Raw genomic sequence first — 16,320 nt, 5'->3', positions numbered from 1 at the left:
TTGGAAAAGTTGGACAGGTGCCTGGGTGATTATTCTCTTTAATATCTTCTCTTTTCGTGTCCATTTCCCTTTTTTGCTGGCGTTTATAATTACAATTAATGGGAAGGTAACAAATAAAATAAACTTATGAAAAGTGGTGATGGCAATGAATGTACTAGAAACCCTATTTCAAATCATTCGAAAAATCCGCGGCATTATTTTATCGATCGTTCTCATTTTCATCGTTCTATTCGCGCTCTTTATTGCGGCAGGATACATCACTTCCCTCTTCAACTGATGTGAAAGCTTGCCTTTTTCTAAATTGAAAATAGAAGAATAGCAGCCAAACACCTCCAATGATTCCGATCCCCCCTCCCCACAAACCAAGGGTGCGGGCACTGAACACATCTAAAAACCAACCGGAGGCAAACATCATGAGCCCAAGCTGAACGTTAGTCCATGATTCCATCCAACCGAAAACACGCCCCTGATCTTCGGCTTTCATATTTTTCATGAGAAAAGCATCCAGCAGAGCGCCCCATACACCACCGATCAAGGCGATCGATACGAACGTCATCCACAAACCAGGAAAATTGGCCATACGGCTGGCGAGCAGATGGAGCATCCCTTCGACGATAAGGAGAGCCAGACATAACGGGAGACCATAGGTTTTAATCTTACTAGAAAAAAAGAAACTGGCCACCAGCCCTGTGCCGAGAGCTCCATATAAGAAACCGACGCCAAGTTCGCCAAGATGAAACGTTTCGGCCCCATATACACTGATTAAGACATTGAACGCCCCATCCATCGTAGCGCCGACAAGCTGAATGACAACAACAAAAATCATCCACCCTTCCCAATGGACGCGTTTTTTCGTTTCTTCTTTTTCAAAATGGCTGCTCGATGGAGGTCGCTTTAGAGGGAGAACCAGTACAGCTGCCGCAACAAAAGAAAGGCCGTTAAGCCAAAAGGCGAATGAAGTTCCGAAGACATATGCGACCACGCCACCTGTAATGGAGCCGGCGATCAAAACGACTCCAAGCAGCAGCTGCTCCCAGCCATTCACCTTCACCAAATCCTCTTTTTCTACAATCGTAGCAATCAAGCTTTTCCGTACCGGCTGATAAACAGCCTCCCCGCAAGCCAGGACGAACATCGTCGTGAAGACGAGCCACACCATCTCCTTCGTATCCACCAGCAAAAAACTGAGGGCAAACGGAATCCTGAACACGTCTGTCAGCACAAGCAGCCACTTTTTGTGAAAACGATCGGCCAGCCTTCCTCCGAGCGGGGATAACAGCAAGTAGGGAACCACCCTTAACCCAAGAGCCGCTCCTACCGCCAACCCTGAACCGGTCAGTTGTAAAAGAAGCGTCAAAACCGCTACCTGACTGAAGCGGTCACCGATCCCATTGACGATCCCTGAATAAAACAGATAACGATAAGAATGCGTGCGTATCATACAAACCACAACCAGTTAGATATACATCTAATTAGATTTTCAAAAAAAGAAGCCATGTCGTCACCTTTGGACGACGACCGGCCACATTTCCACAGGGTTCAGCTCATACTGATTGTTTTCCCTGTACATGAACTGCTGCATGATCCATTCCCGTCTGACGGTCGCAAAATCATCGAAGAATGTTTTGATATATTCATTGACCTCTTTCTCGTCATAGGTTTTTCCATGTTCAAACCATTGGACAAAATAAGAAAGAATGACGTTTTTCTTCTTCAGCTGGCTTGGCATCTGTTTCAGTTTCCCTTCCACCGTGACAAAATTTTTAATGATTTTCGCCTGATCTTTTGCATCTACTTTCAATTCTTCGGCTACCACTCGTTCACCATCTCCAATCCTTAATATAGCGGTCGTCATGAATTCCAAATTCTGTTCATTCAAATAAAAATAAATCGTATTTTTATCCCTTCTCGAGTAGACCGCCCCTGTATCTTTCAGCTTCTTCAAATGATGGGTAATTGTCGGCGGGCGCAATCCCAGCTTCCCTGCGATTGCCTGGCCGTGCAGAGGTCCCTTTCGTAAAAGTGCGATGATCCTTAACCGTGTCGGATCTCCCACCGCTTTATGAAACGCGACCATTTTTTCTAATTGCATCTTTCCACCCCACTAATTAAATGTATATCTAATTAAACAGTAATCTAATTAGTTGAAAATGTCAATAACGACAAGTCCCATGGAATTGGAAGAATCCTAATATCTAAACGATTTGTATAATTTTTCTAGTTTTGAAATAATGGAGCTTAAGATCTAGGTTTGGAAAAATGAGGATAAAGTTCAAATGTGCTGGAGAGGAGCATTTTATGAAAAAGCAATTTTTCTTGTTTTTATTAGTTGTACATGTATTTTATATCGCGCATGCCCTTTTTGATTTCGGACTAAGGATGTCCATGGAGTGGAACATTTTGCTCGGTTTTATATTCATCACGAGCCTTTTCTATTCCAGCATCCATCTTTTACGATCCAAAAAGCACCCTCTATTGAGCGTTTCCGTCTTGTCACTAAGCTTAGCTTCACTCGGTTGGTTTACGTTTATTAACTTCCTCTCCATTGTGATGGGATAACTGAATCATTGGAGAAGGAGGAAGTGAATGGAGAAGGTTCTAAAATGTCGGTTTGATTATAGATGATTCCACTATTTCCCATCAAAAAAAAGCACCCCATACCGGGTGCTTTTCGTTATCCCAACCACTATAAATCTTCCACCAGAATATAGGCCGCTTTTACAGGTCCGTGAACACCTACGATCAAGTTCATTTCAATATCCGCACTGTTGCTCGGTCCTGTAATAAAACTGACGCATGACGAAACAGGGTTCCCTTTCTGTTCCTGTTCATGAATCACCCGCGCTACCTGCGTCATTCTCGGTACCAACGTACTTTTCGGAATGATGGCGATAAACGTTTCCGGGAGAAGGCTGATGGATCTACCGTTATGTTTATCGTTGAAAAGGGTCACCGTCCCGGATTCTGCAAGGGTGATGTCACTGAAGACGATCCCGACGCCTGCCTGTTCGGCAAAGGTTACGTCGCCTTCTTGGTCATTCCAAATGCGAAAGTCGAAGCCTTCTTCCCGTAGCTCATCATAAATACCGGGCAACCCAAATTCATCCAACCTCGGACCTCCTGCGCTGATGACTTTCCTGGAACCTTCAAACGAAGCGAGCACTTTTTGTAAGGAGTCACCAAGAGCAGCGCGTGTTGTTCGATCGAAGGAGGTATGAATGACGCTGCATTGGGCTTCCAACTTTTCGATCAGTTCGTCCTGGGTGGCTCCTTGGAAAACACGGTCCTGCGGCTGTACGGAATACACGGGAGCTTGCACTTCTGTACGCCGCTCCCGGCCAAGATTCTCGGCGACACGATCAAGAAACGATGTCCGATTATGAACGGTCATGCTTCTCCCCTCCTTTTTTCTCGTTGTTTGTACCATTCCCGGAAGTTCTTCTTCGCGGGGGCAGGAAAATCGCGGCTCTCCGTCCATCCTTTCAGCGGGCCCGGACCTTTTTCGATCTGCTCGTCTTTCGTCCACGGTTTCATCGCTGTTCTCGCCATTTTCGTACTCATTTTATAGGCAGCAGGTGTGGATGCCCATTTGGCGAATCCTTTCATCATCCATTCTTCAGACTTCGCCCCCATTTGTTCCCGTTCAACGATGATTTCGCGGTGCCGGATCAAATGTTCATGAAGCGGAATCTTCACAGGACATGCCTCTGTGCAGGCGGCGCACAGCGTAGATGCATAAGGCAAATCTTTATGGTCTTCGTACCCGTCGAGGAGTGGTGTTAAGACAGCACCGATTGGACCGGGATAGATGGAACCGTAAGAGTGGCCGCCCACATGCCGGTACACCGGGCAGGCATTGATACAGGCGGCACAGCGAATGCAATGCAGCGCAGACTGAAATTCTGTCCCTAGAATTTTCGAACGTCCGTTATCGACAATGACGAGATGGAAATCCTCCGGCCCGTCTGTTTCGTCTTCTAACCTTGTTCCTGTAAGTGCCGTGATGTAACTCGTCAGTTTTTGGCCAACGGCCGCTCTCGTAAGTAAGCTGACCACGACTTCCAACTCTTCCCATGTTGGAACGACGCGCTCCATGCCCATGACGGCAATGTGGGTATCAGGAAGGGAAGTGACCATGCGGGCGTTTCCTTCATTCGTTACAAGCGTGACCGCTCCGGATTCAGCGACAGCGAAGTTACATCCCGTCACACCGAGGTCTGCTTCCAGAAAATCTTTTCGGAGCTGTTCGCGGGCAAAGGCGGCCAGTTCTTCGGGCTGATCGGTTTTCGTATAGCCCTTTTTATTCGCAAACGTTTCGCGGATTTGTTCTTTATTTTTATGAAGGGCAGGGGTGACGATGTGGGACGGGGGATCTTCATCGAGCTGCAAGATCCACTCCCCTAGATCTGATTCCACCACCTCACAGCCGCTCTTTTCCAAGGCTTCATTCAAGCCGATTTCTTCTGTGACCATCGACTTTGATTTCACAACTTTGCGTGCCTGCTTTTTCTTCGCGACTTCCTGGACGTAAGCGTTCGCTTCCTCAGCGGTTTCTGCAAAAAATACCGTTCCGCCTCGCTTTTCCACTTGTTTGCTCAGCTGATGCAAATAGTAGTCCAGGTTTTCCATCGTATGATGACGGATTTCTTCGCCAAGCGTCCGCCAATCTTCCCAATCGCCGAGTTCTTCGGCCGCTTTCAAACGTCCGCTTCGGAAACGGCCCTGAGCCGAAGATACGGCTTGTCTCATAAAACTATTTTCGATCCCGGCCTGAATCCGTTCGGCATACGGCTTATCCCCGATTTTAATTCCCATGTGATTTCTCCTTTCTTATTGGCTGTTCAGCACTTGAGCGATGTGCAGTACTTTCACGTCCTGTTTGTTCCGGCTCATGCATCCACCCATATTCATCAGGCAGCCCATATCACCGCCAATGAGATATTCAGCCCCGGTTTCATCGATATGCTGGGCTTTTTCATCCACCATTTGACCAGACACGGCCGCATTTTTCACAGCGAACGTGCCCCCGAACCCACAGCAATCTTCCTTCATCGGAAGCTCGATCAAATGCAACCCTTCTACGTTTTCCAGTAAAATTCTTGGCGCATCCTTCACTCCTAAAAGACGTGTCATATGACAGGACGGATGATACGTCGCTGTCCCTTGAAACGTCGACTTCACATCCTCCACGTGCAGAACTTCTACTAAAAACTGCGTCAGTTCATATGTTTTCTCCGCGACAGCCTGTGCTCGTTCGCGCCACTCCGGTTCATCCTTCAACGCATGTGGATACTCCTTGATCATCTGCACGCAGGAACCGGATGGGCCGACCACGTATTGTGATGCTTCAAAGGCTCGGATCATTTGTTTCATCGCTTTGATCGATTCTTGCTTGTATCCACTGTTGAATGCCGGTTGGCCGCAACAGGTCTGGTTGGCAGGAAAATCCACGTCACATCCGTAGCGTTCGAGCAGTTGGACCGTGTCTTTCCCGACGTCTGGTGTGAACGTATCGCAAAGACAGGTAATAAATAATGAAACCTTCATAAGGGTATATCCTCCTTTTTACACATAAGGTCATCAGATGACTTAACATTTGAGAAAGGATACTGACAACAGAATCCTTTTTATGATAAATATTCAGCTAAATGTTCTTCCACACTTTCCAAGTGACGGACCATCGCCTCTTGGGCTAAGGTTTCATCTTGAGCTGTGACCGCATCCAGAATTTGTTTATGCTGCTTCAGCAGACGGTTCGTTCCTTGCGGCGTATGCAAAAGTTTGCGGGTTTCCCTCATGGCCTGCATCATAATTTCAGAAACACTGTTCATCAGATTAATCAAAATCTGATTTTGTGTCGCTTTAACAAGGGCAATATGGAATTCGAGGTCCGCCTTTTCGCCGAGCTCCCCGTTTCCTTTCGCTTTTTCCATATCCGCCAAGGCCTGCTCCATCGCTCTGAGGTCATCCTCCTGCCTCGTCCGGGCAGCTGTCCCAGCAGCGCCGACCTCCAGAATATGTCTCACTTCCATCAAATCTTTCATATCGTCCTGTTTCATCAAAAAAGCGACGGATACGGGTAAAGAAAACCTCGAAGGATCGAAGGCCTTCACATACGTTCCTTCCCCCTGGCGCATTTCAAGAATTCCCATGGCTCTCAGTGCGCTTAACGCCTCACGGATCGCCGACCTTCCGACACTGAAGCTGCTAGCCAGGCTCTCGACACTGTCCAGCTTGTCTCCCGGCTTCAATTCCCCTTTTTTCAATGAATCCAAAAGCGAATCGGCTACTTGTTCATATATTTTTTTCGTACGAATCGGTTTATAATTCACGCTGTTTCCTCCAAAGTTTCGCTTGTCTCTTGCTACTATTCTAATCGAAAACCATATCCTTTAAAAGAGAAAGCGATTTCTAAGTAAAGAAAAGATAAACAAGAGCAGCGGTTCCGACAAGCAGCCCATACAACAAAGCAGGGCCGATCGTTTTTCTAATGATATCCCCTTCTTTTCCTGCGAGTCCTACGACCGCACCTGCAGCTACGACATTATGCACACAAATCATATTTCCTGCCGCTGAACCGAGGACCTGCAAGGACAACACGGTATCTTTTGCAAGAGCCGTTTCCTGAGCAATACTGTACTGAACGGGTGAAAACGTCAGCGTTGAGACCGTAGCGCTTCCGGTAATGAACGCTCCGAGCTGGCCAAGAAAAGGAGCAACCATGACCCACATGGACCCGAATCCCGCGGCGAGTGTCTGGGCGATGTACTGGGGCATGCTCACAAGATCTTGAGCGTTCATTCCTGAATTCGTAAACACCTGAACAAGCGCAAGTGTCGCAACTAACGCTAAAGCCGCATCCTTCATGGAGAGAACGGATTCTTTCGCCGCCTTCGTAAACCGGTCAAAGGACTTCTTTTGCACAACGACCGCCATGATGGCAGCAAAGACTAATACAGAACCCGGAGAATAAAGCACTTGCCAAGAGGACGTAATCCCTTCCACACCTAAAATATCCGCCCAGGAAAGATCAACCCAGGTCAACGCGAATGATTTGACTGATGGAACAATCCTTGTCACAAGCAAGAGCAAGACAATGATCACATAAGGAGCCCAAGCCGCCCACAAGCTCATAGAGACAGGTTCATTGGCCCCCTTTTCCTCTTGAAGGGCTTCCTGCCAAGGTTCATCAGGAAGCAGAAAACCTTTCTTCGCCGTAAAGGTGGCGACGAGCAGGCCGGTCAAAGAAGCTAAAATCGCGACGAACTCATGACCGAAAATGCTTGCATAAAGGTAAGCGGATAATGTATAGGTGAAACCGATCAAAAGTGTCCAAGGAATCATTTGTTTAATATCTTTGAGGTTCCGCTGCTTCCCAAAAAAGACGGTTAGAATGACTACAAGAATAAGTGGAATGAAACTTCCTGCAAACAGATCAAAAAACGCGACTTGTACTCCAATTTCTTTGTAAAAAGAAAGATCTGCTCCCGGAATATTACTCAATCCGACCTGGATCGGCGTGCCAACTGCTCCATAAGAAACCGCTGAACTATCCGCTATAAGCGCAATGGCCGCGGCAGCCAGTGGTGAAAATCCTAAAGCTACCATCAACGGCCCTGTCACAGCCGCCGGCGTCCCAAAACCCGCGGCCCCTTCGATCAAGGCGCCGAATAAGAAGGCCACAATGACAATCTGCACTCTCATATCTTTGGAAATGCTCCGGAATCCTTGATTGATCCGGTCCACCGCGCCCGTGTTCCTTAATGTGTTCAAAAGAACAATCGCTCCAAATAAAATAAACAGGATGGTTAACGTCTTATGCGCGCCCTCCAGTATAGAGGCAGCAATCACCCTCTCCCCCACACCCCATACGAAGTAAGCAAGGCCGATCACAATCAATGCGCTATACAACATCCCTTTCTTCGCCGGCATTCGTAAAAGGACCAGAAAAATAAAAGGAGCGAGTATCGCACTCAAAGCTACGAATAAAATCATATAAATCCTCCCCCACCACACGATTTGTCAACGCTTTCAATACATGTATAAAAGTAAGGTCATCAGATGACCTGCTTTACTTATATTTTATATCGATGATGTGGTTTTTGCAAACGCTTTTATGAATTTCACAGAAAAGACAAAAGTTGCTGAACTTTTCCCTATTAGGTAAAAGGATTCCTAGAAAATAGTTCAATCAAAAAGCCGTACATCTCTCATGTACGGCTTTCACACTCATTGATTTTTCATGTATTCAAGAACTTTCAAATCAATCTTACCGCGCTCCTGCTCACGGCTTTCGAAGTTTTCCGTGTGCAAGTATGTTGTGAACGTATCGTAAAACTCATCAAGGGTAACGTCCTCTGATTCGAGATAACCGAGACGACGCAAGTGACTTTCGACCTCTGCCTTCACCTCACCATCCAGTCCTACGACATCATCAGAATCAGATGCCCCGAAATAGAGTTGGTGCAGCTGATAGATTCGGTCCAGTTCTTCAATCGGTTCCGGATGATCATCGACTCGGAGATCGACAGCGACATCGCTGAGTTCCCCATATCCTGCCTTATCTTTAACAACGAGGATGGCTGCCGATTGTTTCCCGCGGCTGTCTCCCCCAGCACGCTGAGCGGCTTTGATGGCTGTCATCAAACGATCAGCAAGAGAACCTTTTGCATGTTCAAAAGCTTCCCCCATATCGGTGACGGTCTCCTCATTCACAAGGATGTTTCCTTGAGCGGCATAGTGTTTGCCGACTTTGCCGCCAGCCCACTCGTAGCACTCCTTACCTGTAAACGTAGCCCCGTTTCCTTTCGCATCGACAATTCCGACTTGGCGGTCTTCCTTTTGTGGATCCTCAGAAGTTAACCGCTCGATCACTTCCTCAGCTGAAAGCCCTTGTTCGAGCAGGTTCAGTCCGTCCGGCCCATACTGGGGGTTTCCAAGCGCCTGGGTAGCAATTGCCCCCACACCTGCTTTCGCCCACGGAACAATCGATCCAACACCTAAAAACTTCGACTGTACGGCAACGCCCCACTCCCCTGTTTCAGGGTCGTGAGCACAAATAGAAAACGTAGCGATGATCTTTGATTTCATTTTCTTCCCTCCAATCTTATATGTAATTCGGGATGTTTGGACAAATTCCTGCAAAATTTCGGTTTGGGAGTTTTTAGCGATTAGAAACTTAATTGATATATCTGGATTTCAGTTGATTTATTGAATTTTTAATTGATATATGAAATTTTCAATTGATATTTTTACGTTTTGATTGATAACCTTTTCGTTTTGATTGATAAAACCTCTGCGCATTCACACGTTTAATTCATCTCCACCCGGGTACATTCCATACCGTAGCAGCTATTAGAAAAAGGGAGAGATCAAAGATGAAACCAACAGTGCGTGAATACACAAATGATGAAAAACTGATGGAAGATGTGAAGCGCTTAAAAGACGAAGGCATCGACAACAAAGACATTTACATCCTGTCGCACGATGACGACCGTACAGACCGCATTGCTAAAAACGTCAACGCCAATACCATCGGCCTTTCCGAACAGGACATCAAAAACGTAATCAGCAATCTCTTCAGCAAACAGGGCGACGAACTACGTACAAAACTTCAGGAAATCGGATTTTCTGAACAGGAAGCAGAAGAATACGAAGAAGATCTGGATGAAGGGAAAGTTCTCCTTATCGTGACAAACCCTGCTAAAGCAGAAACCCTATTATAAAAAGAAAGGAGCGCACGGAATGTGCGCTCCTTTTCTATCAGTATGTGGTAAACCATGTCCATTTCTGCAAGTAATAGGTGGCATAACGGATGAATGTTAAATTATCCTGGTATTCTTTATAGTCAGCCGTATAATGTCCATCTTCATTATTCCAAATACGTGTAAAGTAATCATTTACATCTGTAAATACTTGTTCTTCTCCATTCCCTTTGATGACAACATCGGCTTCCAAGTTTAAATTGGATAGGTTACGACGCGTATAGTTCGCAGACCCCGCGATGATGACATCATCCTCAGGATGGTCGATGTACAGCATTTTCGTGTGATACTGCTCGATATTGACGTCATACCAGCGCAAATGGATATTCTCATTACCCAGGCGCTGCAACTCGGCAGCTACAGGTAAATTAGGAATGCCGGTTTTTTCATGACCAAACGCCTTTTTGTTTGGGTCCATCACAATGTTCACCGTAGCTCCGCGGTTGGCTGCATCATCAAGCGAACTCATGATTTTCTTATCAGCCAGATAGTACATCCCGAGCCAGACGGTATCCCCTTCACCTGCTGCAGACAATTCATCGAGAATCGCTCGATAAATTTTCCCTTCCGTTACAAATTGAGTCGTCAGAGGACCTTCCTTTGCCTCCCAATTACGGTTCTCATATTCAGGAAAATCAGCCTCCCCTGAATAGTTAACAACGGCTTCTTCGGCTTCTAAAATATCTTTGATGATCGGCCCCGTCATCTTGAACGCCACGTTTTCATGATAACCACTGGCATCATGAGGATTCGCTGTCGAGACAATCGCAGATTTCTCTGTCACAAGGATTTTCCTATGGTTCGCCTTGATGTTCAACAGCTTCATATACGATCTGAGCGTCACATCCGGAGCTTCTTTGGCCATAGGGTTACTAATCCAACCGTTGTCTCCGGTACCCATCCATGAAAACAACAGCCGCCAGACGCTCGAGTATAAAGGATTCGAATCTCTCAATTTATTCAAATTGGTCAAAACGACATCGACCCCGCCATCTTCCAGACGCTTGATCGTCTCCGATTCATACGACCCGTAAACCGTGTTGATCTGATCGGTTATGAAAACAACCTTCAAATCAGGCACTTCCTTTTTCCTTTTTAAGATGGCATCCACTAAATTACTGGAGATCTGTGGAAACTCGTTTTTCCCATTTGTGTAGCCATTGAATAAGAACATATCCGCTACAATAAAGTCTTCAGCTTCCGATATGGTTTGATTGATCTCTTCGAAAACCTGAAGGTCATGCACGGTCTTTCCTGCTTCATTTTCGTATGTTAAATCACGGAAAAACTCGATATTTTCCATCTTGTGCTTTTCCCCTTCATAAGAAATCCCCTCAGGAAGAGCTTTCCATGAAGTATGATAAGCAATCGTAACACTTAAAATAGCTATAATGATGACGATGATCCAAAACCACTTACTTTTCCCTATCCGCTTTAAACGGTCCATTACGTAGCCTCCCCAACTAAAGTGCTTATCTTATTTTCACTATAATCGCCTGTTTCAAACCTCGATAGAAGAAAAAATCAAATAAAATACATTTTATTCGACTATATGCCAGGATTGTTGAAGACTCGATTTCGAGACTTTTATTGATTGGGTGGGGGCTACGGGGAATAGCTCGCTTTCCGCGGGAGCGCGGTGAGCCTCCTCGAGCTTCGCTCTGCGGGGTCTCACCAAGCACTTTTTTCCCGCAGGAGTCTCGCCATTCCCCTCCGCCCCTTTGCCATGTAAGTGTCTCGAAACTATTTCTGGAAACGCTGCTTGTGTACTCAAGCAAAATGGATAACATCATACTCTCCCCAGAAAGCCTGATATAGAGCCTCTTATGCCTACATCTGAGTATGGTGTGAACACCCCTCATCTTGGTATAGGGTTCGTTTCTGTTCCACATGGAATGGGGTTGTTGGGAAGCTGCGAGACTCCCGTGGGAGAAGGAGACAGGCGAGATCCCGCAAGGCGATAGCCTGAGGAAGCTCGGCGCTCCCCCACAGGAAAGCGAGTGGCTTCCCAACAACCCCTGACTCTAAATAAGGCAAACGAACCCCGGTTATCTGGAAACTGAATCTTCCACAAACTGGAGCGTTTATGGAACAATGATAAAGAAATAACTAAAATCCCCCGTTCGATGCCGAAACATCAAACGGGGGATTCTTATTAATGGCTTAATAGTGTTGGTCGTTTTACAAATAGGAGACTGACGACGATACTGCTTAAGATAAACGCCGGAAGCATGTATCCACCATTATAGACGAGGGAATACAGCCAGACCGGCTGGCCTTCAGGGGCGAACTCGCCGTAAAAAACGATGCCTGCAAAAAAGTGTCCGAAAAAGCGCAGCACACTTCCGATCAGGCAGCCGACAATAATCCATCCGACCAATCGACGGGACTCTTTCGATTTGATCGCATTCCATAGCGGTTTAGCTACTAATCCAGCCGTTCCAATCACAGCAAAGGCGACGACATAGTCAAGAAACGCCTGAAGAGGGGTCATAATATAGGCGCCTGTCATGATTTGATAGATTCCTAAAAGCAAACCCGTGGTGACACCACCTTTTACCCCCCAGCGGAAAGCCATGATGAAGACTGGGACCATGGCAAAAGATACTGATCCTCCCTGCGCCCACAGTTTAAACGATAAAAACGGGATGATATCCAACAATAGTGCGAGTGCTGAAAAAATCGCAATCTCTACGAGAAATAAAACGCGACGATTTCTCATTTCAACATTCCTCCTAAAAAAAGACACAAAAAAAGCAACGCCAAATAGGGAAGCTTCCTGATGGAGGAGTCCCAATTCTGCATTGCACCATCAAAAAAGCCGCCATCCCTACGCCAGTGCTAACTGACAGGTTCGAAGGGTCAGAACATTAACGTTCACTCTCAGCCGGAGGCTCCCCTTGAAGGCTTTATACCGTTTACTTTTCTTGATTTGTCTCTATTATAATAAACTTTTTACTAGATTACAAAACCTTTTATATTTCCCGGGCAATCACTTCGTGTTCGTGTACATTTGGAAAAATTCCAGGGTACGCTCGATGATCATATCCTTATCATGATCAAGGGTCGCCACATGGTAACTGTTTTCCAGATGGATGATCTCTTTGTGTTCAGAAAATACCGATTCGAAGATGACTTCTGAATTGTGAGGAGGAACGACGTGATCCTCATCCGATACGAAAATCATAATCGGGCAATGAATTTCATCAAGCCTGTCCTTCACCTTGCCCATCAATCCGACGAGCTCTCCGATCGATTTCACCGGTGTGCGGTCATACGCAAGCTCGACAGTTGCAGGATCCTTGATATCCGAGCCGATCGCATCTAAAAAGCGTTCGTCCGTTCCCTGGCTATTTTCAAGTGCGGGAATATCAATGGCCGCATTGATTGGAATGACTCCTTCAATGTCCCGGTACTCACTCGCCATATATAAAGCAAGGGTTCCCCCCATGGATAACCCTACGACAAATATTTTCGAACACCTTTCTTTTAACCAGGTGTACGCTTCTTCTACTGAATGCACCCAATCCATATGAGAGGTGGATTCCATATCTTCCGGGCTTGTTCCGTGGCCTTTTAACCTCGGACAATAAACGGTGTACCCAGCTCTAGCATAGGTTTCAACTAAAGGCTTCATACTTTGCGTCGTTCCTGTAAACCCGTGAGATACGAGAATGCCGACTTCATTACCCTCGAAGCGCATCTCCTCCGCTCCATGCATCACTTTTTCCATTCAATCCCACTCCTTTGGCTTTCTCTTTTCCAAGAATTTTTTGTAACACGGTCTTTTCCAGCCAGCTCCATGGCAGCAAGCGCTTGAACCAGACGTTCGTCCTTACCCCGGCACCGATCGGATAGCGTAGTTTCCCAAGCGATTCTTTCTCCATCAATCCAGTCATCAGGTCAGACACATCCTGGGGATTTCCATGCGATTCTTTGTTGAGCGCACTCCACAACCCTTTTATGTATTCAGCATAAGGAGATTCCGGATCCTGCACTTCTTCCGGCATATAAAGCCCTGAAGACCAAATGTTCGTCTGATATGAGCCTGGCTCGATCAAAGCGACATCAATTCCGAACGGTTTCACTTCGAAACGGAGACTTTCCGATAATCCTTCCAATGCATGTTTGGAAGAAACATAGGCAGATAAACCCGGAAAACCGATCAAGCCACTCACACTGCTGACATTTAAAATCTTTCCTCTCCCCTGTTTGCGCATTAATGGCAGAACCGCTTTAGTTACGGCAATGACACCGAAAACGTTCGTATCAAATTGCTTGCGGTACGTTTCAAGCGGCACCTGTTCAAGAAATCCGCCGACCGCATAACCGGCGTTATTGACGAGTACGTCCAGTCGTTCCAGCGTGTTCACTTTTTCTGAAAAACGCTCGAGCGACTGTGCATCTGTCACATCCAATGGCCATACTTCAATGCGTTTTTGTACCTCCTCGTCGAGCGTTTCATACGCGGAGGCCTTTTCTACATTTCTCATCGTGGCGATGACACGAAAACCTTTTTGTGCACATTTCACAGCTGTATGGAAACCGAATCCACTGGATGCTCCTGTAATGAGTACGGTTTGTTTCATATTCTGACTCCCCCTTGTGCTAGTCGTTACCCCATATCATTCGATGTCACACCCTTATTCTCCTCTTTCCATAAAAGCTAAACAGATCCATATGGGCATGTCACGGCATAATTCCGATACATATTGTATGGTTTTAGACATATTAATGGTAGAATGGTAAAGGTTATCGACCGAATAAATATTAATAGAAAGGAAGTTTCATATTTTATGAGTACGAACATGAAGCTTCAGGCGCTTACCCCTTCTTATGACCCGTGGGAAGCGTATATGGACGTGGAAGAACACGGAAAGATGACGTTATCGAACATTGAATTTACGACGACGACGCTCTGCAACATGCGTTGTGAGCACTGTGCGGTCGGATATACGTTAGGTGCGAAGGACCCCGAGGCTTTGCCGATGGACTTGCTCAGAAAGCGTCTCGATGAAATCCCTCATTTGAGGACGCTCAGCATCACGGGCGGGGAACCGATGATGTCCAAGAAGTCTGTAGAGAACTATGTGGTCCCCCTGCTGAAATACGCGCACGAGCGCGGAGTGCGGACACAAATCAATTCCAACTTGACGCTTCCGTATGAGCGTTACATCCCGATCATTCCTTATTTGGACGTTTTACATATTTCCCACAACTGGGGAACGATCGAAGAATTCATCCATACCGGATTTGCCCGTATGGAGCGGAAACCATCCGAAGAAAACCGTAAGAAGTTCTTTGACCGGATGGTAGAAAATTCCCAGCGACTTTCTGAAGAAGGGGTCATGGTCTCGGCTGAAACGATGCTGAACCGTCGTACGTTCCCCTACCTAGAATCGATTCATGATCATGTGAAAGAAATGAAATGTGCGCGCCACGAGATTCACCCGATGTACCCAGTGGATTTTGCCAGCAGTTTGGAGACGTTGAGCCTTGAACAAATGCGTGAAGGCATCAACCGGCTGCTAGATCATCGGGATGACGACATGTGGATGTTATTCGGAACGCTTCCCTACTATCCATGCAGTTCTTCACAGGATGATCTCGATATGCTGAAGCGCCTGTACAGCGAAAAGAATGTGACGGTAAGAAATGATCCAGACGGGCGCTCCCGCTTGAACGTCAACATTTTCTCAGGCGATATTATTGTGACAGATTTCGGTGACGAGCCTGGGCTTGGGAACATTCAAGACACGAAGCTTACAGATGCTTACAACAACTGGCTTACTACTAGTACAGCGAAAAGCCTGAACTGTCATTGTCCAGCCGTGAAATGCCTCGGACCGAATGTCCTTGTCAAAAACACGTACTATGAAGGTGTCGATTTCCAAAAACGGAAAACGCACATTACGTTGTAAGATAGAAAGGAGGCTATGATGCCAACTGTTACTTTTGACGAAAGAAAAATAACTTATACTGTAGAAAAACAAGAGGTCTCTTTTATCAAAATTTATCTCGACGATTTAAATGGTGTAAAAGTGACCGTTCCCCCTCAAAAAGAGGAAGCAAAGATTCAGGCTTTTGTAGAGAAAAAAGTGGATTGGATTTTTGAAAAATGGCAGAAGACGCATGAAGATTTATACGCAGTCGATGGGCTTATCGCTTCCGAGAACGAAAAGATTTCTTACCTTGGCCGCTCTTACCGGCTGAAAATTGAACATAAAGATGAAGCGCACTTCGCTTTTCGAAAAGGAACCTTCCTTTTTGCTTATCCCGAAACATGGACAGCGGAAGAAGCGAACCAACAGCTCAGAATAGAAGCGAGCCTATGGCTTAGCCGGAAATCGGAGGAAAAGTTTTCGACGCTTTCAGAGTGGCAAGCCGCGTCAGAACAAGACTACCTCAGGCTCGGTGTGAAAGATCAAGACCGCATCCATCTCAACTGGCGGCTTGTTCAAAGATCGAAACAAAAAATCCAAGAGACCATCGAAGATCTAATTCACGAGAAAACGTGTTAACAAAAAATGCCCAGCAAGCGATATCGCTTGCTGGG

Annotated in this window: 16 protein-coding genes and 1 riboswitch; of the genes, 4 read left to right on the top strand and 12 right to left on the bottom strand. The window is 46.2% G+C overall.

Annotation, left to right across the window (positions count from 1 at the left end):
* Nucleotides 1-226: 226 nt before the first annotated feature.
* Complete coding sequence (locus ACJA3J_RS08585) at nt 227-1,441, bottom strand: MFS transporter (RefSeq protein ID WP_406946036.1); 1,215 nt, start codon at nt 1,439-1,441, stop codon at nt 227-229.
* Nucleotides 1,442-1,501: 60 nt separating this feature from the next.
* Nucleotides 1,502-2,092, bottom strand: a complete 591-nt coding sequence (locus ACJA3J_RS08580; RefSeq protein WP_089651065.1) for a metalloregulator ArsR/SmtB family transcription factor — start codon at nt 2,090-2,092, stop codon at nt 1,502-1,504.
* 206 nt (nt 2,093-2,298) lie between these two features.
* On the opposite strand from ACJA3J_RS08580, the gene ACJA3J_RS08575 reads away from it, so the two are divergent.
* The gene (locus tag ACJA3J_RS08575) at nt 2,299-2,559 is read left to right on the top strand and encodes a hypothetical protein (RefSeq protein ID WP_089651064.1); all 261 of its coding nucleotides are present in this window, start codon (nt 2,299-2,301) and stop codon (nt 2,557-2,559) included.
* 127 nt (nt 2,560-2,686) lie between these two features.
* Here the strand turns inward: ACJA3J_RS08575 and ACJA3J_RS08570 are convergent, their stop codons facing one another.
* From ACJA3J_RS08570 to ACJA3J_RS08545, 6 genes are all read right to left on the bottom strand, one after another.
* The gene (locus ACJA3J_RS08570) at nt 2,687-3,391 is read right to left on the bottom strand and encodes a lactate utilization protein C (RefSeq protein WP_406946035.1); all 705 of its coding nucleotides are present in this window, start codon (nt 3,389-3,391) and stop codon (nt 2,687-2,689) included.
* Nucleotides 3,388-4,815 (bottom strand): LutB/LldF family L-lactate oxidation iron-sulfur protein, encoded by a 1,428-nt coding sequence (locus ACJA3J_RS08565; RefSeq protein ID WP_406946034.1) that lies wholly within the window; start codon nt 4,813-4,815, stop codon nt 3,388-3,390. Before ACJA3J_RS08565 ends, ACJA3J_RS08570 begins: the two co-directional genes overlap by 4 nt.
* Before the next feature lie 15 nt (nt 4,816-4,830).
* Nucleotides 4,831-5,547 carry a (Fe-S)-binding protein gene (locus ACJA3J_RS08560; protein ID WP_406946033.1) on the bottom strand — a complete coding sequence of 239 codons (717 nt, stop codon included), beginning with the start codon at nt 5,545-5,547 and terminating at the stop codon, nt 4,831-4,833.
* Nucleotides 5,548-5,627: 80 nt separating this feature from the next.
* Nucleotides 5,628-6,332, bottom strand: coding sequence for a FadR/GntR family transcriptional regulator (locus ACJA3J_RS08555; RefSeq protein ID WP_406946032.1), 705 nt, complete (start codon nt 6,330-6,332; stop codon nt 5,628-5,630).
* Between the two features lie 79 nt (nt 6,333-6,411).
* Nucleotides 6,412-7,995, bottom strand: coding sequence for an L-lactate permease (locus tag ACJA3J_RS08550; RefSeq protein ID WP_406946031.1), 1,584 nt, complete (start codon nt 7,993-7,995; stop codon nt 6,412-6,414).
* 234 nt (nt 7,996-8,229) lie between these two features.
* Entirely contained in the window at nt 8,230-9,090 is an 861-nt protein-coding gene (locus tag ACJA3J_RS08545) for a DUF1028 domain-containing protein (protein WP_115893188.1), read from the bottom strand.
* Nucleotides 9,091-9,377: 287 nt separating this feature from the next.
* Between ACJA3J_RS08545 and ACJA3J_RS08540 the strand changes: the two genes are divergently transcribed.
* Nucleotides 9,378-9,725 carry a general stress protein gene (locus ACJA3J_RS08540; RefSeq protein ID WP_089651057.1) on the top strand — a complete coding sequence of 116 codons (348 nt, stop codon included), beginning with the start codon at nt 9,378-9,380 and terminating at the stop codon, nt 9,723-9,725.
* 37 nt (nt 9,726-9,762) lie between these two features.
* On the opposite strand, the gene ACJA3J_RS08535 is transcribed toward ACJA3J_RS08540, so the two are convergent.
* The 4 genes from ACJA3J_RS08535 to ACJA3J_RS08520 all read right to left on the bottom strand — a co-directional run bounded on the left by ACJA3J_RS08535 (nt 9,763) and on the right by ACJA3J_RS08520 (nt 14,353).
* Entirely contained in the window at nt 9,763-11,211 is a 1,449-nt protein-coding gene (locus tag ACJA3J_RS08535; RefSeq protein ID WP_406946030.1) for a phospholipase D family protein, read from the bottom strand.
* 708 nt (nt 11,212-11,919) lie between these two features.
* Entirely contained in the window at nt 11,920-12,486 is a 567-nt protein-coding gene (gene thiT, locus ACJA3J_RS08530) for an energy-coupled thiamine transporter ThiT (protein ID WP_089651055.1), read from the bottom strand.
* An 88-nt stretch (nt 12,487-12,574) separates the two neighbouring features.
* Nucleotides 12,575-12,675: riboswitch (TPP riboswitch) on the bottom strand.
* Between the two features lie 81 nt (nt 12,676-12,756).
* Nucleotides 12,757-13,497 carry an alpha/beta hydrolase gene (locus ACJA3J_RS08525; RefSeq protein ID WP_406946029.1) on the bottom strand — a complete coding sequence of 247 codons (741 nt, stop codon included), beginning with the start codon at nt 13,495-13,497 and terminating at the stop codon, nt 12,757-12,759.
* Nucleotides 13,451-14,353: an SDR family oxidoreductase gene (locus tag ACJA3J_RS08520; RefSeq protein ID WP_406946028.1), complete on the bottom strand. Its 903-nt coding sequence runs from the start codon at nt 14,351-14,353 to the stop codon at nt 13,451-13,453. Before ACJA3J_RS08520 ends, ACJA3J_RS08525 begins: the two co-directional genes overlap by 47 nt.
* Before the next feature lie 207 nt (nt 14,354-14,560).
* Between ACJA3J_RS08520 and yfkAB the strand changes: the two genes are divergently transcribed.
* Together yfkAB and ACJA3J_RS08510 are read left to right on the top strand one after the other, a co-directional pair.
* Nucleotides 14,561-15,685 (top strand): radical SAM/CxCxxxxC motif protein YfkAB, encoded by a 1,125-nt coding sequence (yfkAB, locus tag ACJA3J_RS08515; protein ID WP_406946027.1) that lies wholly within the window; start codon nt 14,561-14,563, stop codon nt 15,683-15,685.
* An 18-nt stretch (nt 15,686-15,703) separates the two neighbouring features.
* Entirely contained in the window at nt 15,704-16,285 is a 582-nt protein-coding gene (locus tag ACJA3J_RS08510) for a YgjP-like metallopeptidase domain-containing protein (RefSeq protein WP_406946026.1), read from the top strand.
* Nucleotides 16,286-16,320 lie beyond the last annotated feature (35 nt).

This window comes from Halobacillus sp. SY10 (assembly GCF_045401165.1).
Classification (GTDB): domain Bacteria; phylum Bacillota; class Bacilli; order Bacillales; family Halobacillaceae; genus Halobacillus; species Halobacillus aidingensis.
Note: the sequence above shows the minus strand (reverse complement) of the source record. Positions and strands in the feature narration are given on the sequence as shown.